Origin of the sequence: Mameliella sp. MMSF_3455, assembly GCF_030733205.1 — a bacterium.
Classification (GTDB): domain Bacteria; phylum Pseudomonadota; class Alphaproteobacteria; order Rhodobacterales; family Rhodobacteraceae; genus Antarctobacter.
In genome coordinates, this window is record NZ_JASHJL010000040.1 from 1 (window position 1) to 26,082 (window position 26,082).

The 26,082-nt window shown below is 63.1% G+C and carries 26 protein-coding genes and 1 pseudogene; 12 read left to right on the forward strand and 15 right to left on the reverse strand.

Translation table 11 applies throughout. The features are described 5' to 3' along the window. The first annotated feature begins 69 nt into the window (after window positions 1-69). Window positions 70-771 carry an IS21-like element ISPkr1 family helper ATPase IstB gene (istB, locus tag RBB42_RS21910; protein ID WP_306043831.1) on the forward strand — a complete coding sequence of 234 codons (702 nt, stop codon included), beginning with the start codon at window positions 70-72 and terminating at the stop codon, window positions 769-771. A gap of 129 nt (window positions 772-900) precedes the next feature. Here istB and RBB42_RS21915 read toward each other — a convergent pair. The 4 genes and pseudogenes from RBB42_RS21915 to RBB42_RS21930 form a co-directional block, all read right to left on the reverse strand. After that, window positions 901-1,644, reverse strand: a pseudogene (locus RBB42_RS21915) (transposase); the annotation flags it as partial. A gap of 112 nt (window positions 1,645-1,756) precedes the next feature. Next, entirely contained in the window at window positions 1,757-5,125 is a 3,369-nt protein-coding gene (locus RBB42_RS21920) for a caspase family protein (RefSeq protein WP_305971702.1), read from the reverse strand. A 9-nt stretch (window positions 5,126-5,134) separates the two neighbouring features. Further along, the gene (locus RBB42_RS21925) at window positions 5,135-5,785 is read right to left on the reverse strand and encodes an OmpA family protein (protein WP_305971701.1); all 651 of its coding nucleotides are present in this window, start codon (window positions 5,783-5,785) and stop codon (window positions 5,135-5,137) included. 122 nt (window positions 5,786-5,907) lie between these two features. After that, complete coding sequence (locus tag RBB42_RS21930; RefSeq protein WP_305971700.1) at window positions 5,908-6,717, reverse strand: ABC transporter permease; 810 nt, start codon at window positions 6,715-6,717, stop codon at window positions 5,908-5,910. Between the two features lie 118 nt (window positions 6,718-6,835). Here RBB42_RS21930 and RBB42_RS21935 point away from each other — a divergent pair, with 118 nt between their 5' ends. Next, entirely contained in the window at window positions 6,836-7,429 is a 594-nt protein-coding gene (locus RBB42_RS21935) for a GcrA family cell cycle regulator (protein WP_305971699.1), read from the forward strand. Window positions 7,430-7,459: 30 nt separating this feature from the next. On the opposite strand, the gene RBB42_RS21940 is transcribed toward RBB42_RS21935, so the two are convergent. Beyond that, window positions 7,460-7,708, reverse strand: coding sequence for a hypothetical protein (locus tag RBB42_RS21940; RefSeq protein ID WP_305971698.1), 249 nt, complete (start codon window positions 7,706-7,708; stop codon window positions 7,460-7,462). Between the two features lie 42 nt (window positions 7,709-7,750). Between RBB42_RS21940 and rimO the strand changes: the two genes are divergently transcribed. Next, window positions 7,751-9,112 carry a 30S ribosomal protein S12 methylthiotransferase RimO gene (rimO, locus tag RBB42_RS21945; RefSeq protein ID WP_305971697.1) on the forward strand — a complete coding sequence of 454 codons (1,362 nt, stop codon included), beginning with the start codon at window positions 7,751-7,753 and terminating at the stop codon, window positions 9,110-9,112. Window positions 9,113-9,175: 63 nt separating this feature from the next. Here rimO and RBB42_RS21950 read toward each other — a convergent pair whose 3' ends face one another. Then, window positions 9,176-9,634, reverse strand: coding sequence for a hypothetical protein (locus RBB42_RS21950; RefSeq protein ID WP_305971696.1), 459 nt, complete (start codon window positions 9,632-9,634; stop codon window positions 9,176-9,178). Between the two features lie 204 nt (window positions 9,635-9,838). Between RBB42_RS21950 and RBB42_RS21955 the strand changes: the two genes are divergently transcribed. Both RBB42_RS21955 and RBB42_RS21960 read left to right on the forward strand, forming a co-directional pair. Then, window positions 9,839-10,426, forward strand: coding sequence for a thymidine kinase (locus RBB42_RS21955; protein WP_305971695.1), 588 nt, complete (start codon window positions 9,839-9,841; stop codon window positions 10,424-10,426). Window positions 10,427-10,714: 288 nt separating this feature from the next. After that, window positions 10,715-12,025 (forward strand): MFS transporter, encoded by a 1,311-nt coding sequence (locus RBB42_RS21960; protein ID WP_305971694.1) that lies wholly within the window; start codon window positions 10,715-10,717, stop codon window positions 12,023-12,025. Here RBB42_RS21960 and RBB42_RS21965 read toward each other — a convergent pair. Then, window positions 11,989-13,107 carry a beta-ketoacyl-ACP synthase III gene (locus RBB42_RS21965; RefSeq protein ID WP_305971693.1) on the reverse strand — a complete coding sequence of 373 codons (1,119 nt, stop codon included), beginning with the start codon at window positions 13,105-13,107 and terminating at the stop codon, window positions 11,989-11,991. The two genes, RBB42_RS21960 and RBB42_RS21965, sit on opposite strands and share 37 nt — an antisense overlap. 100 nt (window positions 13,108-13,207) lie before the next feature. Between RBB42_RS21965 and RBB42_RS21970 the strand changes: the two genes are divergently transcribed. Then, window positions 13,208-13,453: a hypothetical protein gene (locus RBB42_RS21970; protein WP_305971692.1), complete on the forward strand. Its 246-nt coding sequence runs from the start codon at window positions 13,208-13,210 to the stop codon at window positions 13,451-13,453. Here the strand turns inward: RBB42_RS21970 and RBB42_RS21975 are convergent. The 5 genes from RBB42_RS21975 to pcaQ form a co-directional block, all read right to left on the reverse strand. Further along, window positions 13,450-13,788: a tRNA-binding protein gene (locus tag RBB42_RS21975; protein WP_305971691.1), complete on the reverse strand. Its 339-nt coding sequence runs from the start codon at window positions 13,786-13,788 to the stop codon at window positions 13,450-13,452. The two genes, RBB42_RS21970 and RBB42_RS21975, sit on opposite strands and share 4 nt — an antisense overlap. Beyond that, window positions 13,781-14,593 (reverse strand): pyrroline-5-carboxylate reductase, encoded by an 813-nt coding sequence (proC, locus tag RBB42_RS21980; RefSeq protein WP_305971690.1) that lies wholly within the window; start codon window positions 14,591-14,593, stop codon window positions 13,781-13,783. Before proC ends, RBB42_RS21975 begins: the two co-directional genes overlap by 8 nt. Before the next feature lie 60 nt (window positions 14,594-14,653). Beyond that, on the reverse strand, window positions 14,654-16,051 hold the full coding sequence (locus RBB42_RS21985) for a tannase/feruloyl esterase family alpha/beta hydrolase (RefSeq protein ID WP_305971689.1): 1,398 nt from the start codon (window positions 16,049-16,051) through the stop codon (window positions 14,654-14,656). A gap of 151 nt (window positions 16,052-16,202) precedes the next feature. Further along, window positions 16,203-16,703, reverse strand: a complete 501-nt coding sequence (locus RBB42_RS21990) for a type III secretion system chaperone family protein (RefSeq protein ID WP_305971688.1) — start codon at window positions 16,701-16,703, stop codon at window positions 16,203-16,205. A 181-nt stretch (window positions 16,704-16,884) separates the two neighbouring features. After that, window positions 16,885-17,808: a pca operon transcription factor PcaQ gene (gene pcaQ / locus RBB42_RS21995; protein WP_305971687.1), complete on the reverse strand. Its 924-nt coding sequence runs from the start codon at window positions 17,806-17,808 to the stop codon at window positions 16,885-16,887. A 93-nt stretch (window positions 17,809-17,901) separates the two neighbouring features. Here pcaQ and pobA point away from each other — a divergent pair, with 93 nt between their 5' ends. The 5 genes from pobA (at window position 17,902) to RBB42_RS22020 (ending at window position 21,898) form a co-directional block, all read left to right on the forward strand. Beyond that, a complete protein-coding gene (gene pobA, locus RBB42_RS22000; RefSeq protein ID WP_306043829.1) occupies window positions 17,902-19,071 on the forward strand; it encodes a 4-hydroxybenzoate 3-monooxygenase in 1,170 nt (389 codons plus the stop codon). Between the two features lie 49 nt (window positions 19,072-19,120). Beyond that, entirely contained in the window at window positions 19,121-19,534 is a 414-nt protein-coding gene (pcaC, locus tag RBB42_RS22005) for a 4-carboxymuconolactone decarboxylase (RefSeq protein ID WP_305971685.1), read from the forward strand. Between the two features lie 12 nt (window positions 19,535-19,546). Then, window positions 19,547-20,275: a protocatechuate 3,4-dioxygenase subunit beta gene (gene pcaH, locus RBB42_RS22010; protein WP_305971684.1), complete on the forward strand. Its 729-nt coding sequence runs from the start codon at window positions 19,547-19,549 to the stop codon at window positions 20,273-20,275. A gap of 61 nt (window positions 20,276-20,336) precedes the next feature. After that, window positions 20,337-20,957, forward strand: a complete 621-nt coding sequence (gene pcaG / locus RBB42_RS22015) for a protocatechuate 3,4-dioxygenase subunit alpha (RefSeq protein ID WP_305971683.1) — start codon at window positions 20,337-20,339, stop codon at window positions 20,955-20,957. A gap of 110 nt (window positions 20,958-21,067) precedes the next feature. Then, window positions 21,068-21,898 (forward strand): 3-oxoadipate:acetyl-CoA acetyltransferase, encoded by an 831-nt coding sequence (locus tag RBB42_RS22020; protein ID WP_305971682.1) that lies wholly within the window; start codon window positions 21,068-21,070, stop codon window positions 21,896-21,898. Between the two features lie 45 nt (window positions 21,899-21,943). On the opposite strand, the gene RBB42_RS22025 is transcribed toward RBB42_RS22020, so the two are convergent. After that, on the reverse strand, window positions 21,944-22,489 hold the full coding sequence (locus RBB42_RS22025; RefSeq protein ID WP_305971681.1) for a DUF3859 domain-containing protein: 546 nt from the start codon (window positions 22,487-22,489) through the stop codon (window positions 21,944-21,946). Between the two features lie 147 nt (window positions 22,490-22,636). After that, complete coding sequence (locus RBB42_RS22030; RefSeq protein WP_305971680.1) at window positions 22,637-23,527, reverse strand: LysR family transcriptional regulator; 891 nt, start codon at window positions 23,525-23,527, stop codon at window positions 22,637-22,639. Between the two features lie 102 nt (window positions 23,528-23,629). Here RBB42_RS22030 and RBB42_RS22035 point away from each other — a divergent pair, with 102 nt between their 5' ends. Continuing rightward, window positions 23,630-24,127: a lactoylglutathione lyase family protein gene (locus RBB42_RS22035; protein ID WP_305971679.1), complete on the forward strand. Its 498-nt coding sequence runs from the start codon at window positions 23,630-23,632 to the stop codon at window positions 24,125-24,127. 112 nt (window positions 24,128-24,239) lie between these two features. Here RBB42_RS22035 and RBB42_RS22040 read toward each other — a convergent pair whose 3' ends face one another. Further along, complete coding sequence (locus tag RBB42_RS22040; RefSeq protein WP_305971678.1) at window positions 24,240-25,838, reverse strand: phosphoenolpyruvate carboxykinase; 1,599 nt, start codon at window positions 25,836-25,838, stop codon at window positions 24,240-24,242. Window positions 25,839-26,082: the final 244 nt, after the last annotated feature.

Here is a 26,082-nt window from a genome sequence, read left to right on the forward strand (position 1 = left end):
TGGCCGATTGCAAACGCTATGACAGCCTCAGGAGACCCAACCATGGAAAGATCACAGGTGCTGGACGCGATGAGCCAGCTGAAGCTCTACGGCATGAAGGCCGCCTACGATGAGATCCTCACCGCTGCGGTGAAGCGGCAGCACGAACCGCAGCAGATCGTCGGGGATCTTCTGAACGCCGAGATCAGCGAGAAGCAGGCCCGGTCGATCAAATACCAGATGACGATCGCCAAGCTGCCGCTGGCGAAAGAGGTCGACGAGTTCAGCTTCGAGGACACGCCTGTCAACGAAACGCTGGTGCGCGATCTGGCCTCCGGCGAGTTCCTTGAGCATCAACGCAATGTCGTGCTGATCGGCGGCACAGGGACCGGCAAATCCCACCTTGCCGTCAGCATCGCCCGGGCCTGCATCCGGCGCGGCAAGCGGGGGCGCTTCTTCAATGTCGTAGACCTGGTAAACAAGCTCGATGCCGAAGCCCGTGCCGATCGACAGGGGCGCACCGCAGACCTGCTGTGCCGCCTCGACTTCTTGATCCTCGACGAACTCGGCTATCTTCCCTTCGCTCAGACTGGCGGCCAGCTGCTGTTCCATCTCATCAGCCGCCTCTACGAGCGCACCTCGATCATCGTGACGACCAATCTCGACTTCGGCGAATGGCCTTCGGTCTTTGGCGACGCCAAGATGACCACTGCGCTGCTCGACCGGCTGACCCATCATTGTGACATCGTCGAAACCGGCAACGAGAGTTGGCGCTTCAAGACCCGTGAATGACCGAGAACCCGCTGGCCCGATACGGCTGCGCTGTATGGGGGCTACACCGCATCGGGCCAGCTACCGGAGCACTCCAAGGGGGTCATTTTTGGACGCCTATAGGGGGTTAAGATTGCGTGCCGATTGACACCGCGAATGCGTGTCGACCACGGTCAGGATCCTCAATTTCTTTCCCATGGCGAGTTGGTCGTGAACGAAGTCCATAGCCCAGACGTCGTTCGGCCCAATAGCTTCTTCGCGATCCTCGCGCAGCTTGGCTTTCACGCGCCGCTTCGGACTCTTGTTCCGCAACTGCAGACCCAACTCATTGTAAATCCTGCGTGTCTTCTTGATGTTGATGGTCCAGCCCTCCCGCCGCAGCAGAACGTGGACGCGCCGGTAGCCATACCGAACGCGTGTCTCGCAAATCTCCTTGATCCGCATCTCGACAGCAGCCTGATCCGTGCGCCGGGACTTGTAGTGGTAGCTGGACGTGTCGAAGCAGATGGCCCCACAGGCCTTCCGGATCGACACGCCCCAGTCGACGCACATCCCGGTGACGAGTTCGCGCAAACGGCCAGGCTTCAGAGCTTTCGCCGGATCACGTCCTGCAACATCTCGCGGTCAAGCGTTAGGTCCGCGACGATCTTCTTCAGCCGCGTGTTCTCATCTTCCAGAGCCTTCAGCCGGCGCATCTCGTCCGGCAGCAGGCCGCCGTACCTTTTCTTCCAGTTGAAATATGTCGCCTGGCTGATCCCGTTCCGCGCTAAAATCGATCCACTGGATCGATTTCTATACGCTTGAACTGCGGCAGATCTCCGCAACCGGCGTGCCTTGCTCGCCCTGCTTCAGGATGAACGCCTTCTGCGACTCCGTGAACTTCGATGCTTTCATGCGTTTCCGCTCCTCTCCCAGCCAGGAAAGCTTAGCCGAAAACTCCAGCTTCAAGCGGTCCAGTTACCAAGAGGCAGAGCATAAAAGACATGACTCCGGCGCTCGTACACCTTCAGAACAAAACGAAGTCCCCGACCATCAGGTTGCGGGCCATCCATGGGGTCTGAGTCAGGCGGTCTTCAGGCGGCACGCCCTCTTGCGCGTCGCGGACGCGTGATGACACCAGGCTCTTTGTCCCACGGAACAATTCGCTGAGTTCGACGAGGCTATTTCCGTTACGATCAAAAGCCTGTTCTTCGATCACCTCGGCAAGAGCCTGGGCAAAAAAGCCTTGCGCCGTTTCCGGATCTTCTAGTGAAAATTCACGCCCTTTCGCCGCAGCGAGAACAACCAGACCGGAGGGGATCTGATTGATCGCCCCGCCGACGACCTGATCGTTGGTCGAGAAGAGGCCTTCGCCGGCGCGTCCGCTGTGGCAGGCATCAATGAACAAAGCGATGCGCAGCTCCGTCCCATCCAATAGCGACGAGATCGCAGAAAAGGGCAGGGCGGTTCCTGCGATGTTTTCGAGGCTCGCCCCGGATGCGCCGAGGTAATACCCCCCATCCAGGTCAAGACCGTGCCCGGCAAAGTAGAGCGCCAAGGTGTCACCGGGCCGGGCCTTGTCTACAATAGCCGAAAGTTCCGACAGTATGCGGTTTGCCGTAGCCTCTCCGTCCAAAAGGAGGGTGTCGGAGGCGATTCCCACCCTATGTCCTTCGCGCGCTGCCAAGGCTGATGCAACCAGACGCGCATCGGGCACCGCAGCTGTCAGGTCCAGCGCAGGATCCCCATAGTCGTTGATCCCGATCGACAGGATATGCAGTTGGCGCTGTGCCTCGGGCGCATCGACTTCGACGCTGTACGGCACGCTGGCCACATCGTTTTCGTCTGTTGCGACAAGACTGATCCAGCGCGTACCGGGAAGCAGTTCAATGTCGTCGTTCCAACCATGGTCCTGGCCATTTGCTGGCAGGACATGTGTCCGCAAACCGTCTTGAAAGAGGCTCAACGACTTGAGCGGAACGGAGGCCTGGGCCCGCGCATCCAGTCGCGCCGTGTTTCCGCTGACCGTGACCGAGGCCCGCAGTACCGGCGGGGGTGTGATGCGGACCGGATCCGGCGCGGGCAGGCCGGCAAGAACCCTTTGCGCAAGTCCCGGGACTTTTAGGAAGCCTTCGAACTGCTGGGCGGTATATTCACCGAAATGGCCGGGAAAGGTGTAGGCAACGAAATAGGCACCTTCGGAAGTCGCGTCGTAATGGCCGTCATCGGTCCAGACAATCACTTCGTCATCCGCGTAGAGGCCGGAGAGAACCGTTCGCGAATCCGACAGGCGATTGACGAAAAAGCTGCCGTCCTCCTGAACGGTGACAAGGTGGCGACCGTCTTCGGTGATCATCACGTTGTCAAACAGATCACCGCGAGGCAGATCGAATTGCTTGGCGATTACCTTGCCTGTCCGCAGGTCGACCACAGCATAGCCAAGCGCGTCTTGCGAATGCAGGATCGCCAGATCCTCGAACACCTTCAGGCGGAAGGAGCAGGCGTCGATGGCGTAGGGGCAGATGGTTGCCGTGTTCGTACCGTCGTTACGCAGGTCGAGGCCGAACTCGGTTCCCCAGGGCTGTTCGAACTGGGAAACGCCCCCGGCCAGGTTCGACGAAAACAGATAGGTCGTCGGATAGGCAAACATCGCGGACCCTTCATGGCATTGGAAGGTTGTCAGCCGGTGCTCCGCCCCACCCGAGGACCAATGCCAAAGGGTGTGAAACTCGCCCAGCAGGGCATCCTGACCGGCACTGCAGGAGGACACGCCCATACGCCGGCCAAAGCGGCTGGCATCGACACCGGTTGCCGTGGCGATTTCGGCCCAGATTTGCCGATAGGCTTTGGTCACTTCCGCATCATGTCGATCCTGCGCCGCGATCCGTTCCGCTTGGCTGGCGTAATTTTTCTGGAAGTCAAACTTGGGCAGTCTTTCGTCGACATCGATCCGATCGACAACCTGGCCCGCAATGATCGGTATACCAAATTCCCGCAGCCTCTTGTGCATCCGGTCGGCGGAGCCGGTGGCATCCACACCCAGCGACCGCCAGGCCAGCGCGCCACTGGACAGCGCGGGTGACGCAGCGCCATCGCTGGCGAACGATTCGAGTTTCCGTGGAGGAACCAGATAGGGCATCAACGCGTCCGAGATGGCCTGGTTTTCATTGGATGCATAGGACTGGGAAAACTGCGTCGAAAATGCCCGGGTGATGGCCAACTCGGTGGAATATTGCAGCCCGATCCCGATTGCAGGTTCCACAACCGCCTGTTGGCGCCCAATCTCTTGCAGCGCGGCGTTGCGATGCGCGGGTTCGACGCGAGCACCGCCGGCGATCTCCGGTCGAAAACGATAGATCTCGTTCCCGTCGCTCAGCCGAAACACCGCCATTTCGTTGTAGCCTTCGGCGACAAAGGCGTTGTTTTCCAACTCCAGCAGGTAGCGGTTCTTGTTCCCGCCGCAGATACGGCACCCGTTCGTCGTGGCCTGAACAGTCCGCCCCGCGGCAAAATTGTGGAACTGGGAAAAGCCGTAGCCCGACAGGATCTGCAGCGCAAAGCTGTCGTCATGGGACCAGATCAGCGCGCTCCAGTCGGAGTTGACCGTGAAGCCGTCCTGGGCATCGACCACGCGCTTGCCGTCCACCGCGTCGTATATCCCGGCCTCGTCCCCGCCCGGCAGAACGACATAGCGTCCGGCGGGCGAGAAATGCGGCGTGCCGACCAGTTCCATGATCTCGGCGCCGGTGGCGGCATCGGTCAGGCGAAAACGCCCGTCGAACACCTGCAGGTGACGTGTGCCGTCACGGTTGACCAGGATGCTGGAAGGGGCGGCCCCTGTAACCCTGTCGCGGACCACGATCGTGGGGCGGCTGGCTGTGGCGATCGCAACAGTGGCGCTGCCTTGGCCGGGCGTTCTGACATGTTCGTCGCAGCCGCTGTGGCCCAGCACCGCCCAGTCCACCTGTAGCGGCCCGGATTGCAACGGTTCGACCACGATCTGCCCGGACTTGGCCATGCCTCGCCCGTAGTAGGGAATGACCGCGCGGGTCCGATCACGGTTCCACGAAATGTCGAAAGGTGCCTTGGCCCCCGGCAGCAGGGCATACATGCCGTCGCCGGACAGGCGCACCGGCCGGTCGAAAGAGACCATCAGGAAAATAGGCTCACGTTCCGGAAAGCCGGGCCGCGCCCAATCGATGGACAGGCGCTCGCCCACGTCCAGACTGTCGTCCGAAAGGCTGACGCGCGTTTCCCCTGCAAGGCGGTCGGTGACCTCGACGCGGGCCTCGCAGCTGAGGTCTGAGCGCAGGCCATAGGTTGCGGCCTGGGCCGAAGCTGCGGGCAGGAACATGGCCAGCGCGGCGGCCAGAACGGTCACGGGAAAACGCGTCATGAAATGTCCTCAGCTGTCCAGCAGGATGATCTGAACCCGACGATTCACCTCGCTCTCGGGGCGGGCCGGATCCTTCAGGTCGGTCTCGCCGCGACCGGCAGAGATGAAGCGATCGGCGGAGAGGCCCGAGAGGCTTTGCAGCCTTTGTCGGACGCTTTCGGCGCGGCGCTCGGACAGGTCGAGGTTGTAGCTGTCAGAACCGCGGGCATCGGTATGACCAAGAATGACAAACCGCTTGCTGGCGAATCGTTCGTCCGTGATCGCCGTGGCCAGCGTCTGGATATCCGGCAGCGAGGTCGCGGCAGGTGTCGCGCTGTTGTAGTCAAAGAAGATTTCGACATCGACGCTGATCAGCGGGCCGGGCTTGGTGGCACCGGGCCGGTCCTCTGTCCGGTCCTTGATCAACAGGCGGGGTTTCAGCCCGTTGGTGGCGACGGGCTTGGTGCCGGGGACGCTGCCGGGATCGATGCTGCGCCGGGTCAACTGCACGCGTGGGCCGCATTTTTCCGCGATACCGGCAAGACAATCGCTCATGTCGCGGGCGCGCTCGTCGGGCTCCGGGGCCAATCGAAAGCCCTTGAGCTCGACGGATTGGGCGGCCAGCGGGTCGCTCAGGCCAATCAAAAAGAGCAGCGCAAGGTAAAGGGAGTTCCTGGTCAATGCATCAGCCTCCTCAAGCACCGGAGGCCGAAGCGGCCCCCGGCCCTCGTCACAGTCAATAATCACCCGAAAAGTGTCTGACGTGACAGGAGCGTTGGCAAGTCCGCAAATCCCGCCCTTCTTCAGGACTTCAGGCGCGTCCCCCGGCGGAACAGAATCCACGCGGCCAGGCAGGCGACAAGAGTCGCGGCCAGCGCGATGGTAAACCCCAAGGCGGGGGCCGTGTCCGAAACGCCGATCACGCCCCAGCGTGCGCCGTCGATCAGGTAGAAGACCGGGTTCAGATGCGTGACCTGGTACAGGCCCTTGGGCAGCGCCTCGACCGAGTAGAAAGTGCCCGACAGAAAGGCCAGAGGCGTGATGATGAAATTGGTGATCGCTGCCATCTGGTCGAACTTCTGCGAGAAAATCCCGGCGATCAGTCCCAGCGCCGACAGGAAGGCCGCGCCCAGAGTGACGAATGCCAGGGTCACCAGCGGCGCCTGTGGCACGATGTCCAGCACGGCCCAGAACATCGCCAGCAGCGCAACCGCCACGAACAGTCCCCGCGCGGTGCCGCCGATGACATACCCCAGAACCACTTCGCCTGCCGAAAGGGGGGGCATCAGTGTATCGACGATATTGCCCTGCACCTTGGACACCATCAACGAGCTGGAGGTATTTGCAAACGCGTTCTGGATCACCGTCATCATCAGGATACCCGGCGCGATGAAGGTGGTGAAGGCCACGCCCATGACATCGCCGCGTTGCGGGCCGATGGCGATGGTGAAGATCATCAGGAACAGGCCCGCCGTGACCAGCGGCGCCAACAGGGTCTGTGTCCAGACATTGGTGAACCGCAGGATCTCGCGCTTGCACAGGGTCCAGAATCCCAGCCAGTTCACCCGGCCGAAACGGCGGTCGCCGGGGGCGAATGTCTGTGTGTCGCTCATGGTGCCTCCAATTCTGCTCGGCGCCTTGTAACTCGGGCCGTTATGATTAGTATAGGTGCGTCACTCAATCTCTCGGCGGCCCCTTGCACGTGGCCGCTTTTTTCGCTGGGGGAACCCGATGTCGTGGACCGATGAACGCGTTGAACTGCTCAAGAAGATGTGGTCGGAAGGCCAGTCGGCCAGCCAGATCGCCAAGGAACTGGGCGGGGTGACGCGCAATGCGGTGATCGGCAAGGTGCACCGGCTGGGCCTGTCGAACCGCGCGGGCGCGGCTCCTGCTGCCACCGCAGAGGCCAAGCCTGAACCTAAGGCGCAGCCTGCTGCCGCCAAGGCCAAGCCACAGCCCAAGCCCGCGCCGGCAAACAAGCCGGAGCCCGCACCCGAGGCCAAGCCGCAGCCCGTCGCCACGACCCCGGCGGTCAGTCCGGCGCGCAAACAGATCATCCCGGCCGGTCAGCCGCTGCCGCCGCAGCCCTCGACCAATGAAATCAGCCCCGAAGCCCTGGCAAAGGTGAGCGAGATCGAAAAGAAGGCCAAGAAATTGACCCTGATGGAACTGACCGAACGGACCTGCAAATGGCCCGTCGGCGACCCCGCAACCGAGGATTTCTGGTTCTGCGGTCTGCCCGTCCAGCAAGGCAAACCCTATTGCGAGGCCCATGTGGGCGTCGCCTTCCAACCGATGAGCGCACGTCGCGACCGTCGTCGGTGACCGTTGCGGGGGTCTGTCCCCCCAACTGATTCAGCTTCCCGCGCCGCGCAGCCGCAAGGCTCGCGCGGCGTCGTTGCGACAGGGGGTCTTCCAGCCGTAGATCCCCGAGATTTTCAAGACGGTCCAGCCCCCGTTGCCTGGGGTGCCCTGGTCTTTGGTCGTGGCATCGGTCCGGCCCGAAAGAACGTATCGGAAATGTCCGGCCGCATCGGTCTGCATCTCGACCCTTGACCGCCTGTCGGCGCTTTCCTGCTGTTCAAGCTGTCGCCAATCCATCATCTGCCGCCTTTCCCAGTTGGCTTGCGCGCGCTATGACGCGCCATGACCCAGAATCCTCCTGACCTGCGCCCCGATCTTGCCCGGGCCCGCGTGACCGAAACCGCCCGTCCCGGCCAGCCCACCATCGGCATGGTCAGCCTTGGCTGTCCCAAGGCCCTGGTCGACAGCGAACGCATCCTGACCCGGCTCAGGGCCGAGGGCTATGGAATCTCTCCTGATTATTCAGGTGCCGATGCGGTGATCGTCAACACCTGTGGTTTCCTCGACAGCGCCAAGGCCGAAAGCCTGGACGCGATCGGAGAAGCGCTGAACGAAAATGGCCGTGTGATCGTCACCGGCTGCCTTGGGGCAGAGCCCGAGTATATCACCGGCGCGCATCCCAAGGTGCTGGCCGTCACCGGGCCGCATCAGTACGAACAGGTGCTGGACGCGGTCCATGCCGCCGTGCCGCCCGATCCCGATCCTTTCGTCGACCTGCTGCCTGCATCGGGCGTCAGCCTGACGCCGCGCCATTTCAGCTATCTCAAGATCTCCGAAGGCTGCAATCACGCCTGCAAGTTCTGCGTGATCCCCGACATGCGCGGCAAACTGGTCAGCCGGCCGCACCGCGCGGTGCTGCGCGAGGCGGAAAAACTGGTCGAGGCCGGGGTTCAGGAACTGCTGGTCATCAGCCAGGACACATCGGCCTATGGCACCGACTGGAAGAACCGAGAGACGAAGTTTCCGCTCTTGGATCTTGCGCGCGACCTGGGATCGCTCGGCGCCTGGGTGCGGATGCATTACGTCTATCCCTACCCCTATGTGCGTGAGCTGATCCCGCTCATGGCCGAGGGCAAGGTGCTGCCTTACCTCGACATTCCCTTCCAGCACGCCCACCCGGACACGTTGCGCCGGATGGCGCGACCCGCCGCCGCAACCCGGACGCTGGACGAGATCGCCGCCTGGCGCGAGATCTGCCCGGAAATCACGCTGCGCTCGACCTTTATCGTCGGCTACCCCGGTGAGACCGAGGAGGAATTCCAGACCCTGCTGGAGTGGATGGACGAGGCGCAACTGGATCGTGTTGGTTGCTTCCAGTACGAGAATGTCGCGGGCGCCCGGGCCAACGCCTTGCCCGATCACGTCCCCGAAGAGGTCAAGGCCGAACGCTGGGCGCGGTTCATGGAAAAGGCGCAGGCGATTTCCGAGGCGAAGCTGGCGGCGAAACTCGGCACGCGGCAGGAGGTGATCGTCGACGAGGTGGACGAGGACGGCATCGCCACCTGCCGGACCAAGGCCGACGCGCCTGAAATCGACGGAAACCTGTTCATTGACGAAGGCGCCGCGCACCTGCGGCCCGGGCAGATCGTCACCGTCGAGGTGGACGAGACTGGGGAATACGACCTTTGGGGGCGCCTGGTCTGACACATCCGCAAGGAGGGGCGTGGCTGGGCTGGGGAGTCCCCGGACCAGCCTCGGTCATGGCCCTCAGGCGGATTCGTCTTCGAGGTGCAGCTTCATGTCGATCAGCACCTTCTGCAGCGCCACGGTCTCCTTGAGCAGGCGCTTGGCCTCGTTGGCAGAGATCACCCCGTCCTCGATCGACTGGTTGTATTCGGCCATCAGCATGGCGAACCGCTGCGACAGGGCGATCACGTCGGAATTGACCCCGCCCGAGGACTTGGCATTGCGACGGCTTTCATCGAATTGCAGCTGGATGCCCTTGAGCTCGGCCAGTGCGGCGGTGACATGAGGGTAAGAGGCGGCCTCTTCAAGCGCGGCGACCGCATCCACCGGCATGTACCTGTCGGCATGTTCGGGATAGTCTGAATAGTAGCGGCCGAGGGTCGCCTTGGATTTGCCGGTCAGCTGGCACGCTGCCTCTATACCGACGTCCTTTACCAGGGCCTCGATGTGTTTCTTCAGGTACCTTCCGACTACTGACATTTGTCTCCTTCGCCCCGGCATATGATCCGGGGCCAGTCCAATATCCAGTTCGATTATTGTCCCCGTCCTGTCATGTCATGCGCAAACGGCTCGGGCGTCAAGGCAACATGACTGATTGACCTTACGTAAGGTTTGTGTTCGCAAGGGTGAATGGCGGCCGGGCCACGCTTGCCATGCCCGCAGGGCTGGGGCATGACCCCCGGCATGGCCAAGCTGCACTTTCACTATTCGACGATGAATGCCGGCAAGTCGACATTGCTGTTGCAGGCGGCGCACAACTACAACGAACGCGGGATGGAAACCTACCTGCTGACCGCTGCGGTGGATAATCGCGCGGGCGCGGGTCAGATCGGCTCGCGGATTGGCTTGGCGCGTCCGGCGGACACCTTCGGGCCAGACACGGATCTTTTTGCAAGGATTTCAGCGCGGCTGGACAAGGGGCCGGTGGCCTGCATCTTCATTGACGAGGCACAGTTCCTGAAGCGCGACCAGGTCTGGCAGCTTGCGCGTGTCGTGGATGATCTGGGCGTGCCGATCATGGCCTATGGCCTGCGGGTGGACTTCCGTGGCGAGCTCTTTCCCGGCTCGGCGGCGCTGCTGGCGCTGGCGGATGTCATGCGAGAGGTGCGCACGATCTGCCATTGCGGCCGCAAGGCGACGATGGTGATCCGCCAGGGCCCGGGCGGTGAGGTGTTGCGCGACGGTGCCCAGGTGCAGATCGGTGGCAACGAGACCTACGTCAGCCTGTGCCGCAGGCACTGGCGTGCGGCGATGGCGGGAGAGGCGGGCTAGAACGGAAGCCCGCCAGCGATGCCACGGCGCGCCAACCGGGGCATGCTTTCGCGCATGCCCCGGAAAATTTCGGGTCCATTCATGGCGCCGGGATAAACTTGTTGCGCTTCAAGGGCTTGCGCCGGCAGGGCTGACGGCGCATGGGAAGCCCTATGGACAGTGACAATTCCCAGGCACCGCCGGGCTCGGTTGGAAAGGCCGCGGGGCGCGGCGCCTCGTCCGGGATCAGGGAGCCTGTCTCGCCGCCTTGGAACTTGAAGCCTCCCCCTGATCGACTAACCTGCGGCCATGATCCGTCAGCTGCTTCCCGTCAGTGCCCTTTTGTTCGGTTCCGGCCTGTTGCTCTTTGCGGGCGGGATGCACGGTCTGATCCTGCCGGTACGGGGCGCCGCCGAAGGGTTCGGAGCCACCGAGCTGGGCCTTCTGGGCACCGGCTGGGCGGTGGGTTATGTGGGGGGCTGTTTCTATGTGCCGCGCATCGTCGGCTCCGTGGGGCATATCCGCGCCTTCGGCGTCATGTGCGCCTTTGCCGCCATCGCCATCCTGTTGCAGGCACTGCTGGTCACGCCCGAATTCTGGATCCCGGTGCGCGCGGTGTCGGGGTTCTGCTTTGCCGGGGCGGCGATGATCGTGGAAAGCTGGCTGTCGGACCGGGCCTCGCCGCAGTCGCGGGGGACGATCTTTGGCGTCTACACGATGGTGAACCTTGGCGCGACGACCGCCGGCCAACTGGCCATCGCGACCGGCGATGCTGGTGGGTTCCTGTTCTTTGCCGTGGCGGCCATCGTCTACATTCTTGCGCTGGTCCCCACGGCGCTGTCGACGTCAGTGTCCCCTGCGCCGCTGACCTCGGTGCGGTTGAACCTGCCCCTCTTGTGGCGGAACTCTCCCGTGGCGGTGGTGGCGGTGTTCCTCGTCGGCATTTCAAACGGCTCTTTCGGGACGCTCTCGGCGGTCTATGCCGACAGGGTGGGGCTGACGCTGGGGGCGATTGCCCTCTTCGCATCGCTCCCGGTGTTGGCGGGGGCTCTCTCGCAGGTGCCGATCGGCTTTGCCTCGGACAGGATGGACCGGCGCAAGGTCCTGCTGGTGGTGGCCGTGCTGGCGGTGGCGGCAGATTTTGGTTTCATCCTGCTGTCGCCGCAGGACCAGATGATGAACCTGATCCTAGTGTCGGTCTTTGGCGCGGCGATCTTTGCCATGTACCCGATCATCGTGGCCCATGCGAATGACCACGCGCCCGAGGGCACCTCGATCCAGGTCTCGGGCGGGCTGTTGATGGTCTACGGGCTGGGCAACATCGCCGGGCCGCTGATCGCCGGTGTCGCCATGTCGGCGGCGGGCGCCTCGGGGCTGTTCCTGACCACCGTCGTGGCGCACGTCCTGATGATCCTCTACACCGCGCTGCGCATCGTCCAGCGGGCCGCCGTGGCGGAAGAGGACAAGGGCGCCTTCCAGGTGTCGGCCCCGGCGCGTGTTCTGACGCCCGAGACTGCGGCCCTTGCCGGCGGCGAGGAGGAGGCCGAGACCCTGGAGAAGGCGCTGGAGGCCGAAGAGGCCAATCAGGCCCGTTCGACCAGCACGGACCCCACCGAATAGCCAGCGCCGAATGAACAGATCACGCCGCGATCGCCCTTGGCCATGTCGTTCGAGTGCTTGGAAAAGGCGATGATCGACCCGGCAGAAGAGGTGTTGGCGTAGTCCTGTAGGATGTTGGGCTGTTCGCCCGTTTCCGGTTCGCGGCCCAGCACCTTTTTCCCGATGAAATCATTCATCGTCTTGTTCGCCTGGTGCAGCCAGAGCCGCCGCAGGTCATCCGCCTGCCAGCCGTGATCGGAGAGGTGGCTCAGGATGTGCGAGGACACCAGCGGCAGCACCTCCTTGAAGACCTTGCGCCCGTTCTGCATGAACTGCATGTCGCGCCGGTCCTCCATCTGGTCATGCGCGCGGCGCAGAAAGCCCGCGTTGTTGCGGATGTTGTTGGAAAACTGCGTGGCACAGCGGGTGGAATGGATCAGCCAGTGATTGCCCTTGGCCTCTTCCGCAGGTTCGATCAATACCGCCGTGCAGACGTCGCCAAAGATGAAATGGCAGTCCCTGTCGCGCCATTCGAGGTGGCCGGAGCAGATCTCGGGGTTCACCACCAGAGCGCGGCGCGCGCTGCCCGCGCGGATCATGTCCGCAGCGGCCTGGATGCCGAAAGTGGCCGAGGAACAGGCCACGTTCATGTCGAAGGCAAAGCCGCCACAGCCCAACAGTTGCTGGATCTCGATGGCAATTGCCGGGTAGGCGCGTTCGTGGTTCGAGGCGGCGCAGATCACCAGGTCGATCTCTGCCCCGTTTCGGCCCGCCATCTCCAGCGCCTTGGTGCAGGCGTCCACCGCCATTTCGGCCATGATGCCGGGGGACTCGTCCGGCCGGGCGGGCAGGCGGGGGCACATGCGGTCGGGGTCCAGAACCCCCTCCTTGTCCAGGACGTAGCGGCTTTCGATGCCAGAGGCGGAAAGGATGAAGTCCGAACTGGAATGGGTCAGCGGCTTGACCTCACCGGCGGCGATACGGCCCGCGTGATCGGCGTTCCATCGGTCGACATATGCGTTGAAGGCCGTGACAAGCTCGTCGTTGGAAATGCTTTGATCCGGGGTAAAGACACCGTGGCCGGTGATCGCTGGCTGTGTCATGGGCGCGTCCTCCTGCCCTCGACAGGACCGCAAGCGACGGGCGAGGTCAAGGGAACCCGTCGGGGCAGGCGCGCGTTACCGTAGCGAAAGGAGGACCGAAATGGACCGACTTGCGCTTTACCTCACCCTCATGAGTGGCAGCGGCATCGCCGGGGCGCTGCTTGTGGTTTTCTTCGCCTTCAACTGGTACAGCTGGACGGCGATTACCGTTGCCGCCGGGATCGGACTTGTGACCGCATGGCCTTCGGCACGGATGGTTTCCAAACACATCAAGGACAACGACCCGCTGTTTCACCGGCGTGAACCCGAAGGCATCCTGCCCGACCCCAACGGACCCGAGCTTTAGTGCATCCGCGACCCGTTCGGCGCCGCCTGATCCGGGCCGATCAGCACGATGGCGCCATCCTGGCCGGATACGCCCAGTACAAGCACCTCTGACCGCATCGGCCCGATCTGGCGCGGTGGAAAGTTGACCACTGCCATGACCTGTTTGCCGACAAGGTGTTCGGGGTCGTAATGTACAGTGATCTGGGCCGAACTTTTCTTTTCCCCGATCTCGGGGCCAAAATCGATCCAGAGCTTGATCGCCGGTTTGCGGGCCTCGGGAAAGGGTTCCGCGCGGATCACCGTGCCAAGGCGAATGTCGACCTTCAGGAAATCGTCGAATGTGATCTCAGCCATTGGCCAGCTCCTTCGACCGGCGCGCAGCCGCTGCCACGGTGGCGCGCATGAGCGGCGGCAAGCCCCTGTCTTCGTTCATCAGCACCTCTAGCCCGGCTTGGGTGGTGCCATTCGGAGACGTCACGTTGCGGCGTAGCTGTGCGGGGTCTTCACCGGTTTCCTGCGCCAAGGCACCTGCACCCGCCACGGTGGCCCGCGCAAGGGCCATCGCAAGTTCGGGCGCCAGCCCTTCGGCCTCGCCCGCCTTGGCGAGGCATTCGATCATGTGAAAAACATAGGCGGGGCCAGAGCCACTGACGCCGGTGACGGCATCCATCTGGCCTTCGCTCTCCAGCCGGACAACCTCACCCACTGCCGACAGCAGGTCTTCGGCAGTTTTCAGGTGGGCATCCGTGGTCCGTGCATTGCCGATAATCGCGGTGATCCCCTTGCCTACAGCAGCGGGCGTATTGGGCATGGCGCGTATGATGGGCACATCGCCAAGGTGCGCCTCGTAGGTGGTGATTGGCGTACCTGCGGCGACCGACACGAACAGCGTGTCGCCCTTGGGCAGGGTTTGCAGAGCGGGCAGCGCCTCGCCCATCATCTGCGGTTTGACCGCGATCAGCACGACGGCGGGACTGTCGCCGAAACCTTTGTTAATATGCACGCCCTGCGCCTGCAGCCAGTCCGAGGGGTGCGGATCCTGTACCCGCACGCTGTCCGCCGGCAATCCGCGCGCCAGCCACCCGGCCAGCATCGCCGATCCCATCTTGCCGCATCCCAAGAGTGCAAGCCCGCGCCGGGCGAGGTCTGTATCCTGCATCACGTCCCCCATGTCTCGTGTCCCGGCGGACCCTAGGCCCGCCGGAAGAGAGGGACAAGATCACTCGGCCATGATCGAGGCGGGGACGGTGCCCTCGTTCAGCCAGGCCTCAAGCGGGGTCATCGGGTCTAGGCCGGCGGCGTTGATGCCGTCCGGGCCGGGCAGGATGCCACAGTGATCGACGCCGGGCAGCATGAAGAGCGCGACGTTTTCCTTCAGCACGTCCTCGCCGCCTGCAACCTCGGCGGCCTTTTCGTACCAGTCCACGGTCTTGTAGGGCGTCACGATACTGTCCGCCCAGCCGTGCCAGACGATCATCTTGCCCCCTGCCTCGCGGAAGGCGGACAGGTCCGGACTGTCGCCGTTATAGACCTCCGCCATGGTCGTCAGTCGCGCCGGGTCGGCCTCCATGTCGAAGTCCAGCGGCGACCATTCCGGGCCGGGATCCGTGGCAAAGGCCATGTAACGTCCGAAGTTGGTGACGAAGGCCGGCACCAGCTTGCCGCCGCCCTTTCCGTTGCCGGTCAGCCAGAGCCACCAGAAGGGCTCTGACCCTTCCGGGATGCCGCCCGGATAGAGCTGCTCTCCGGCGGCATTGCGGGGCCCTTCGCGCCATTTCGTCAGCGTGTCCATTTGCTGGTTGGTCAGGCCCAACCCGCTGTAGTCCACCTCGCAGGCGCGCGGGTCGGCGATGAAACCATCCTCGGCCCCGTCCACCTCGTCACACTGTTCATAGACCGCGTCGCCGATCAACTTGGCCTCGTCGGGGCCAAGGATCTGGCTACCATCGGGGGCCGTATTGGCCTGCACCAGGAAGGCCATCTTGGTTGCCACAAGCCCGGTGTAATCCATCGCGGGTGCGCCCGAGATAATGCCGTCGAACATGTCCGGGTAACGCTGGGCGGCAACATGGGCCATGCGCCCGCCGGTGGAACAGCCCTGAAAGATCGCCTGTTCCGAGTCGCTGCCATAGAATGCCCCGATCAGTGCCTGCGCCACGCGGTTGGTCTCTCCGATGGACCGCCAGCCCCAGTCGCGTTCTGCATGGGGATTGTTGTGCGCCCAGCCCGCATCGACGACAGACAGCCCGTGGTGCCCGCTATCCGACGTGGCCGTGGCATAGCCGCGCTCCAGCCCCGGGCGCATGGCGTTGATCCAGCTGCCGCCGGCATCGGCGCGGCCAAGGATGCCGCAGAACCCGCCGCAGCCGGCCTGGTAGAACTTGCCGTTCCAGCCGTCCAGCGGCAGGCGCACCTCGATGTTGATTGCGGGCAGGGCGGTGGCGCGCACTTCGCAATAGGCGGGCAGGCCCTCTGCCTCGACCACGCGGGCAGTCTGGACATGGGCGGCGCTCAGGACGGTCTCGCGCAGGGCGGCACAGGACTCGGCGTCCTGCTGGGCCAAGGCCGGGCTGGCGCCGGCTAATAGAAGTGCCAGCGCCGAAAGGCGGGTTTTCATGGATAGTCCTCCCTGGGATTTTCTTGTGTGGGCAGAATTGCCGCCCCCCTGATTCCACTCAAGGGAAATCCCGGGCGAAACGGAAAAGGGCGCCGCAATTGCGCCGCCCCTGTGTTTTGTCTTTTTGCGAGAGCCAGAGAATATCCGGTCCTCAGGCCCGCCCGTAGGCTTCGGCAATGGCAACCTGCATGGATTCTTTTGCGCTCTTGTCAGTCCAGACCATCAGTTGGAAGGCCGGGTAATAGCGCTCCGAGCTCATGACGGCGGCGCCGATCATCGTGTCGATCTGCTCGGCGCTGGCGACATTGCCACCGGCGAGGACCAGCCCGTACTTGTAGACCATCAGCTTGTTCTCGGGCCAGTAGCTGAAGGCGCCGGCCCAGCACTGATCGTTGATCAGGTTCAGCCCTTCATAGAGCTCCGGCAAGCGGGACTCTGGCGGCTCCATCTCGAAGGTGCAGATCATTCGAAGGGTTTCGTCGAAGGCAGACCACGCGAGGGTGATCGAGTAGGTGCGCCACTGACCTTCTACCGCCATCGCGATCTGGTCGTCCGCGATGCGGTCGAAATCCCAATCGTTGAACTCGGCGATATGCTCGACAAGGTCGATCGGATGCAATTCGTCGTTGAGATACTGCTCGGACAGGGCCATAAGGACACCCCTTTGATTATAGCGCCGTACTTGGTGATACACCCCCAGCGCTTGCTGCCTGCTCAAGGGTCTGCGGGCTATCCCCGCGCCCTTACCAGATATGGTGCCTGCCTAAAGAGGGGTGTGTAAAGCGATATTTTGGTAAACATCGCATTAAGTTGTGGACGAGTTCGATTCGGCGTCAACTTGTGGGTAAAGCCTCTGCTTCGTGTCTGAGCGCGCGTTCGAACAGTTGGCGCGAGCGAGAAGCGGCGCTGTCGGGGCGCGTCATCAGGCCAACGGGGCCGGCGGTCAACCCCAGGTCGAGGGGCAGGGCGGCCAAGGCGCCATCGTCGATCTCCGGTGCCACGACTCCTTCGGAAATGAACCAGAGCATGTCGGACTGCCGAAGGAACCGCCGCCCGAAGGCGCCGGAGACACAGTCGATCCTGTCACGAAAGGGGCCCAGCCCCTGCGCCAGGCACCAGCGGTCCACCAGTGGGCGGATCGCGGCGCCTTCGGGCGGGTAGAGCACGGGCCAGTCCACCAGGTCCTGGGGCGCCAGCGCGGGACGGGTCAGCAGGGGGTGCTGGCTGCGCACGACACAGACGACGCCCTCGTGATAAAGCTGCGTGAAACTGACCCCCGCCATGCTGTCCGGCGCCCCCATGCGCCCGATCACCAGATCGAGTGCGCCGGATTGCAGGTCGCGCGTCAGCGCCCCGTGTGCCCCGTCGCGCAGCACCAGCCGCGTGCCGGGCGACAGCTCTCGGAACCGGGCCACGACGCGCGGCATCAGGCGCACTGCGACCGAGGGCAGGGCCCCCACGCGCAGAACCTCCGCCCCGCCTTCGCGCAGTTCGGCCACGCCGGTGACCCCGCGGTGCAGCGCGGCAAGGCTCTGCCCCGCGAATTCCAGGAACACCTCGCCCTCGGGGGTCAATCGCACGCCACCGCGGTCGCGCGTCATCAGCGGGGCGCCCAGGATTTCTTCGAGTTCCTTCAGGGTTTTCGACAGGGCGGGCTGGGTCAGGTTCAGTTCTGCACAGGCGCCCTTGAGGCTGCCTTGGCGGGCTATGGCGGTGACCGTTTCGAGGTGGCGCAGTTTGATCCGTCGGTCCAGCAAGTGACTTTCCCTTTTTGACAAGTATTCGCCCGAAAGCGTCATTTTACATAGCCCTTGGGTTCATTCTAGTCTTGCCGCAAATGGGAGGACATCATGCGTACTCAAGTCTGCATCATTGGCGGCGGCCCGTCGGGCCTGCTGCTCAGCCAATTGCTGCACAAGAAGGGCATCGACAGCGTCGTTCTTGAACGCAAGACCAAGGACTATGTCCTGGGGCGCATTCGCGCGGGCATCCTTGAAACCGGGATGGTCGACCTGATGCGCGAGGCGGGCGTCGGCGAACGGATGGACCAAGAGTGCATCGTCCACGACGGCACGGTGATCTCCTACGGCGACGAGGAGTTCCGCATCGATTTCACCGAGCTGACCGGCAGCCATGTGGTTGTCTACGGCCAGACCGAGGTGACGCGCGATCTGTACGAGGCGCGCGAAAAGGCGGATGGCAAGATCATTTTCAACGTCGAGAACGTGCAGATCAACGACGCCGACAGTGATGCGCCCTACGTCACCTACGAGGTCGACGGCACCGAGGCCCGCATCGACTGCGATTTCGTGGCGGGTTGCGACGGGTTCCACGGGGTCAGCCGTCAGACCATGCCCTTGAGCGTCCGCAAGGAATACGAAAAGCTCTACCCCTTCGGCTGGTTGGGCATCCTGTCCGAAACGCCGCCGGTGCATGACGAGCTGATCTATGCCAGTTCCGAACGCGGTTTTGCGCTCTGTTCGCAGCGCAATGCCAACCTCAGCCGCTACTACATCCAGTGTTCGCTGTCGGACAGTCCCGAGGACTGGACAGACGCGGCCTTCTGGGAAGAGCTCAAGCGGCGCATTCCGACAGAGGCGGCAGAACGCCTCGTCACTGGCCCGTCGATCGAAAAGAGCATCGCCCCGCTGAGGTCCTTCGTGACCGAACCGATGCGCTGGGGGCGATTGTTCCTGTGTGGGGATGCCGCCCATATCGTGCCGCCGACCGGTGCCAAGGGGCTGAACACCGCGGCCAGCGACATCAACTACCTCTACAACGGGCTGGTGCAATACTATCAGACCGGCGACAGCGAGGGCATCGACACTTACTCGGAAAAGGCGCTGGCGCGGATCTGGAAGGCGGAGCGGTTCAGCTGGTGGATGACCACTCTGCTGCACAGGTTCCCCGACCAGAACGAATTCGATCTGAAGATCCAGCTTGCCGATATCGAGTTCCTGCGCTCCAATCGCGAGGCGCAGTCGGTGCTGGCGCAGAACTACATCGGGCTGCCCTATTGATGGCCCGGGTTTCGACGCGAACCCGGAACAGGCCCGAAGGGGGAACCGCATGACCAACCGATACGACACCGGCATGAAGGTGCGTCGCCATGTGCTTGGGGATGCCCATGTCGACCGCGCCGAGGCGGTCAAGACACCCTTTGACGAGGCGTTCCAGACCCTCATCACCGAAGGCGCATGGGGCACGGTCTGGGCCTCGGACGGGATCAGTGACCGCGAGCGTTCCATGCTGACGCTCGCGCTGCTGGCGGCGCTGGGCAATTTCGACGAGATCCCCATGCACATCCGCGCCACCACCCGCACGGGGGCCAGCAAGGCGGATGTTCTGGAGGCCTTTCAGCATGTCGCGATCTATGCCGGCGTGCCGCGCGCCAACCACGCGCTGAAACTGGCCAAGCAGACATATGCCGAGATGGAGGGCCCTGACACAGGGCAGGCAAACGCGCAGTCCGGGGACAAGTGAGGAGAGACCGACATGCCCGATCAAGGTGAATTCTACCAGCGGGACCGGGACTGGCACCCGCCCGCCTACGTCAAGGACTACAAGACCAGCGTCGCTCGGTCGCCGCAATATTCGCTCATCAGCCTGCAGAACTCGGTCGGTGAGATCACCGGTCCGGTCTTCGGTCACAACGACATCGACCCGATGGACCGCGACCTGATCCACAACTATGCCAAGGCCGGCGAAAGCGCGATTGGCGAACGGATCATCCTGCATGGCCGGGTGCTGGACGAGAACGCCCGGCCCGTGCCCAACACGCTGGTGGAGATCTGGCAGGCCAACGCGGGCGGGCGCTATCGCCACAAGAAGGACACTTATCTTGCGCCCATCGACCCGAATTTCGGGGGCTGCGGACGGACCCTGACGGACGAGAACGGCTATTATTTTTTTCGTACCGTGAAACCCGGCGCCTATCCCTGGCGCAACTACGTCAACAGCTGGCGCCCGGCGCATATCCACGTCTCGGTCTTCGGCTGGGGCTTTGTGCAGCGGTTGATTTCGCAGATCTACTTCGAGGGCGACCCGCTGATCCCGCTCTGTCCCATCGTCAGGAGCATCCCCAACCAGGAAGCAATCGACAGCCTGGTGGCGGCGCTGGACATGAATTCGACCATTCCGCTGGATACCATCGCCTACAAGTTCGACATCGTCCTGCGGGGGCGCCGCTCGACGTTGTTCGAAAACCGTCTGGAGGGGAATTGATGCATCTTCAGGAAAAGTGGGAACCGGTTTTCCGCCCGGAAGATGCGCAAGGAGAATGACAATGGTCCAGAAGCTGAATTACCTCAAGGAAACACCTTCGCAGACCGCCGGTCCCTACGTCCACATCGGGCTGGCGCCGGGGGCTGCCGGCTTTGACATCTACGAACGCGAACTGGGCTGGGACATCGCCGGGCCGAATGCCGAGGGAGAGCGCATCAGGGTTGAAGGCCTTGTGATCGACGGCACCGGCTCGCCGATCAAGGACGTGCTGCTGGAGGCCTGGCAGGCCAATTCCAAGGGCATCTATGCCCATCCCGAGGGCGGTGGAGAGGTCGAGGAGGGCTTTCGCGGCTGGGGCAGGGTCATCACCGACTTCGACACCGGAGAGTGGGGTTTTGACACGGTGAAGCCGGGCAAGACACCGGGCCGCAACGGCAGCACTCAGGCGCCGCACATCAACCTGTGGGTGGTGGCGCGCGGCATCAACCTTGGCCTCAACACCCGGATCTATTTCGAGGACGAAGCAGAGGCCAACGCCGTGGACCCGGTGATGAACATCATCGAATGGGAACGCCGCCGCGCCACGCTGCTGGCGAAGCGTACCGAGAAGGACGGCAAGGCCGTTTATCGCTTCGACATCCAGCTGCAAGGCCAGGACGAAACCGTCTTCTTCGACGTATGAAATGATACCCGGGGCCGGGTCGGTTTCGTCACCGCCCCGGCTTTTTCCTGTCCAAAACAGCCACTATCCTGCCGTCACCCGACACGACGCCAGCGAGGGGAGCGCCCGTCATGACCAAACCCTGTATCATCTGTGTGGCCATCACCGGCTCTGTCCCGCGCAAGAAGGACAATCCGGCGGTGCCGATCTCGATCGAGGAACAGGTCGAAAGCACGCAAGCCGCCTTCGAGGCGGGGGCCAGCATCTGCCACGCCCATGTACGGATGGAGGACGAGTCACCGACTTCGGACCCGGACCGCTTTGCGCGGCTGGTCGAGGGGCTGAAAAAGCACTGCCCCGGCATGATCATCCAGTTGTCGACCGGCGGTCGATCCGGCGCGGGTAAGACACGCGGAGGGATGTTGCCGTTGCGGCCCGACATGGCCTCTCTGTCGGTCGGATCGAACAATTTTCCGACCCGCGTCTACGAGAACCCGCCGGATCTGGTGGACTGGCTGGCCGCCGAGATGCGCACCTACGAGATCAAGCCCGAGATCGAGGCATTTGACCTCAGCCACATTTTCAAGGCGGCCGAGATGAACCGCGACGGGCGCATTCCCGGCAAGCTGTATGTTCAGTTCGTCATGGGGGTGAAGAACGCGATGCCCTGCGACAGGAACGTGTTCGATTACTACATCGAAACGGTCAAGCGGCTGGCCCCGCAAGCGGAATGGTGTGCGGCCGGGATCGGGCGGCACCAGGTCGAGGTCAACGAATGGTCCATCGCGACCGGTGGGCACACGCGTACCGGGCTGGAGGACAACGTGCGCTGGGACAAGGAAACCCTCGCGCCGTCAAACGCGGCGCTGGTCAAGCGGGCCGTGGACCTGTGCGAGAAATACGAGCGCCCGGTGGCCACCTGGCAGCAGGCGCGCGAGATCCTCGGGTTGCGGGCGGCCTGAGGATCCGGGGCGCGACGTGCAGACCCCGCGCGCCCCTTTCCGGGGTCAAGAGATGGCTTCGGCAGCGAAACAGGCCTGTTGAACCGCAGGTATCGTGCCCGGGGCGGTCACTTCGAAGGGTTGTTGGAGTAGCACCTTGCCGTCCCGTTCCACCTGGAACATCCACAACCCTTCGACCAGTTCGTATTCCCGTTCAAAGGTAAAGAGGTTCAGCGAGACATCCCCGAAATTCATCGGTGTCACCCAACGTTCGACGGTGCGCCCCTTCGGACCCATCGGCGGATGGGTGACGACGATCGTCACCTCCGGGACAGAGGCACCGGCGGTCAGGCTGGAGCGGATACCAAAGCTGAGGCCCATCTCGGCGGGCACCTGCACCGTCTCGACATCGATGGGACGATCCTGGTCGACAAGGTTCAGAAGGCCCGAAAGCGTGTCCGGCGCCGGCCGCGTCCCCTGCAATTCGACCTCGCAAATGACGCCGAAGGCTTCGAGCGTCAGGGGTGGTTCGACGAAGGCCCCGACATCGGCCAGGGCAGGCGCCCCGATCAGAGCGGCGGCAATCAGGGGGGCAAGCGGTTTGGCGTGCATGTCGTCATCTCCCGGGAACTGAAACCACAGTCTAGCACGGGCTGAGGGTAGGCACAGGGGCAGGATTTGCCTACCCGGTTTGCCCCTTGAAAAGGAACGGTGTCCGGGTTTCGTGCGCGTCCTTCAGCGCTGCGGGCGAACACGCGCTCATCGGAGCGTTGCGGCGGCGTCCTCGATCAGGCTCCGTGCATGGCGGGCCCGGGCCGACAGGGGGCGACCGCGCCGGGAGACCAGCCAGAGTTCATGCCAACGGCGTTTCGGGAGCTGCGCAACAGACAGGCTTGCCTTGCCGGCGAAGGCCACGACGCCGCTTCGGGGCAGAAGCGTGTAGCCGATTCCCCTGGCCACGGGTGCGGGGATCTGGCCAATCTGGTTGATCGAACCGCGCACGCTCAACCGGTCTGCGCCGGGGTAGTCGTCAGGGAAATTCGGCTTCAGCAAGTCATCGGCATATCCGAAGCCGTCAGGATGCGCGATGAATCCACGGGCCTCCAGATCGGCAAATGTCACTGGCTTGCCCGCAGCATCCGCAGGCAGGACCAGACACAGCTCTTCACGTCCGAGATGTTGCGCTTCCATCCGCGCGTGGTCGGGGTCTGCGCCCAATATGCCAAGGTCAATGCGTCCGTCGAGCAGTCCCGCAATGATGCCCGCCTGTGGCGCCGCCTCGAGGTGGACGCTCAGACCCGGCGCGGCGCGCATCCAAGGCAACAGGATCGGGTACAGCAGCATCGCGAAACTGCCCGAGCAAGCGACGTGAATCGGGCCCGTGTCCCGATCGTCGGTCGCAATCGCATCGCGCAGGCGTTTCTCCTCGGCGCGACGTGAAAGGCCGAGCGCAAAAACCGCCTCACCCGCCGGCGTGAGAGTAAAGCTCTTTCCCTGCCGGCTGATGAGCGGCTGATTCATCTGTCGCTCGAGTTTTCTGAGGTGCTGGCTGACGCCCGGCTGGGTCATGTTCAGGCGCTCGGCCGCCCGGGTGAAGTGCCCGGTTTCGCACAGCGTGGTAAAAGTCTCGAGCCAGGTCGCGTTGAGCATGATTGATAACATCACGTTTTTGTATTCATGCAAAATGATAATTTCCAGAAAGTGCTCCTGGGGTCCATATCAGCGTCAACATATCGCTGAAGGAGACAAGAAATGACCCCCACCCCCCGCACGTTTTCCCATATCGGACTGTCCGTACCTGACCTCGATGCCGCCGTGCGCTTCTACTCCGAAGTGCTTGGCTTCTACGTCGTGATGGGGCCGTCCGAGGCCGTCGAGGACGACAGTGCTATTGGCAACATGTGCACGGACGTGTTCGGCCCCGGATGGGGCTCGCTCAGGATTGCGCACCTGTCGACCGCCGATGGCATCGGCATCGAGATATTCGAATTCCCCGGCAATTACGCACCCGAGGACAAGCTCGAACACAAGCGCCACGGCACCTTTCATTTCGCGGTACAGGATCCGGACGTCGAGGGACTGGCGCAACGCATCGTCGAGGCCGGCGGGCGCCAGCGTATGCCGGTGCGCGAATACTTTCCGGGAACCAAACCCTATCGGATGGTATATGTCGAAGACCCGTTCGGCATCGTGTTCGAACTATACAGCCACAGCTACGAGCTGACCTACTCCGCCGGCGCCTACGTGTAGCGCGACGGCGCGGTCTCTTGTGAAACGGGGCCCGTGCGAAACGGTTTGTGGATGTTCCAACGAAAAAGCCCCCCGGCAGAACCGGGGGGCTTTCTTGTCCGGCCTGACCGGATCAGCCGATGGCGACGGCTTTTACGTCGTCGTCGATGTAGGGGACATACTGTTCGAAATTGTCCGCGAACATCTGCACCAGCTTTTCCGCCTGCGCGTCATAGGCTTCCTTGTCATCCCAGGTCTTGCGCGGGTCCAGAAGCAGTTCCGGCACGCCCTCGACCGAGACCGGGACTTCGAAGCCGAAGTTCGGGTCCTTGCGGAAGGTGGCGTTGTTCAGCTTGCCTTCCAGGGCGGCGTGCAGCAGTGCGCGGGTGGCCTTGATCGGCATGCGCGAGCCGGTGCCATAGGCGCCGCCGGTCCAGCCGGTGTTCACCAGCCAGCAGGTCGCGCCATGCTTGGCGATCTTGTCGCGCAGCAGGTTCCCGTAGGCTTCGGGGCGGCGCGGCATGAACGGCGCGCCGAAGCAGGTCGAGAAGGTCGGTTCCGGCTCGGTCACGCCACGCTCGGTCCCGGCAACCTTGGAGGTGAAGCCCGAGAGGAAGTGGTACATCGCCTGCGCCGGGGTCAGCCGCGCGATCGGTGGCAGGACACCGAAAGCGTCGCAGGTCAGCATGATGATGTTCTTGGGGTGGCCGCCCAGTGCCGTCTTCGACGCGTTCGAGATATAGTGCAGCGGGTAGGCGCAACGCATGTTCGCGGTCAGGCTGTCATCCTCGAAGTCGAGCTCGAAGGTCTCCTCGTCGTAGACCATGTTCTCGATCACGGTGCCGAACATCTCTGTCGTGGCGTAGATTTCCGGCTCTGCCTCGGGGGAGAGGTTGATGGTCTTGGCATAGCAGCCGCCTTCGAAGTTGAAGGTGCCGCGGTCCGACCAGCCGTGTTCGTCGTCGCCGATCAGGACGCGCTCGGGGTCGGCCGAAAGTGTGGTCTTGCCGGTGCCCGACAGGCCAAAGAAGACGGCTGTGTCGACCGGGTTGCCGGGCGCGTGGTTGGCCGAACAATGCATCGCCATGATGCCCTTGCCGGGCAGGATGTAGTTCAGCAGCGTGAAGACCGATTTCTTGTTCTCGCCGGCGTATTCAGTGTTGCCGATCAGGATCAGCTTCTTGTCGAAGTTCAGCGCGATCACCGTTTCCGTGATGCAGCCATGCCTTTCCGGGGCGGCCTTGAAGGTTGGGCAGTTGATGATGGTGAAGTCCGCAGTGAAGCTGTCCAGATCCTCGCGGTCGGGGCGGCGCAGCATGTGGCGGATGAAGAGGTTGTGCCAAGCCAGTTCCGAGATGACGCGCACGTCGATGGCATTGGCGGGATCGGCGCCGCCGACCAGGTCCTGCACGTAGTAGTCGCCGCCCTTCATGTGTTCCAGCATGTCGGCGTGCAGCCGGTCAAAGGCCTCGGCCGCCATCGGCTGGTTGTTCTCCCACCAGATGCTGTCCTCGACCGATGGGGTGCGGACGACGAACTTGTCCTTGGGCGAACGGCCCGTGTACTTGCCGGTGGTCACGAGGAAGGACCCGCCCTTGCCAAGTGTGCCTTCCCCCCGTTTGAGCGCCGCTTCGATCAGCGCTGGCTCCATGAGGTTGTAATAGACATTTCCGAGCCCTTCGATGCCCTGGTCTTCAAGCCGGAACTGAGGGTTCACCCGTCCAAATGTCATTTGCCTTGCTCCTGTGGATCGCGCTGATCAAAGTATAGTTGCATGCGACGACATACTGCGCCGATGCAGGATGTCTTAACATGCCGCTTTTCGACATGAACAGGACGCAAAAGCGCAGTTTGCGCTACCAATCGCGGGTTTAGCGATACCACCGCGGGCGACTGCGGATCTGACTTAAATGCGACGCAAGCCGGTGAGGCATTTTAGCCATTCCTTTGCCAAATTCGCGTCCGATGGAGTCAGG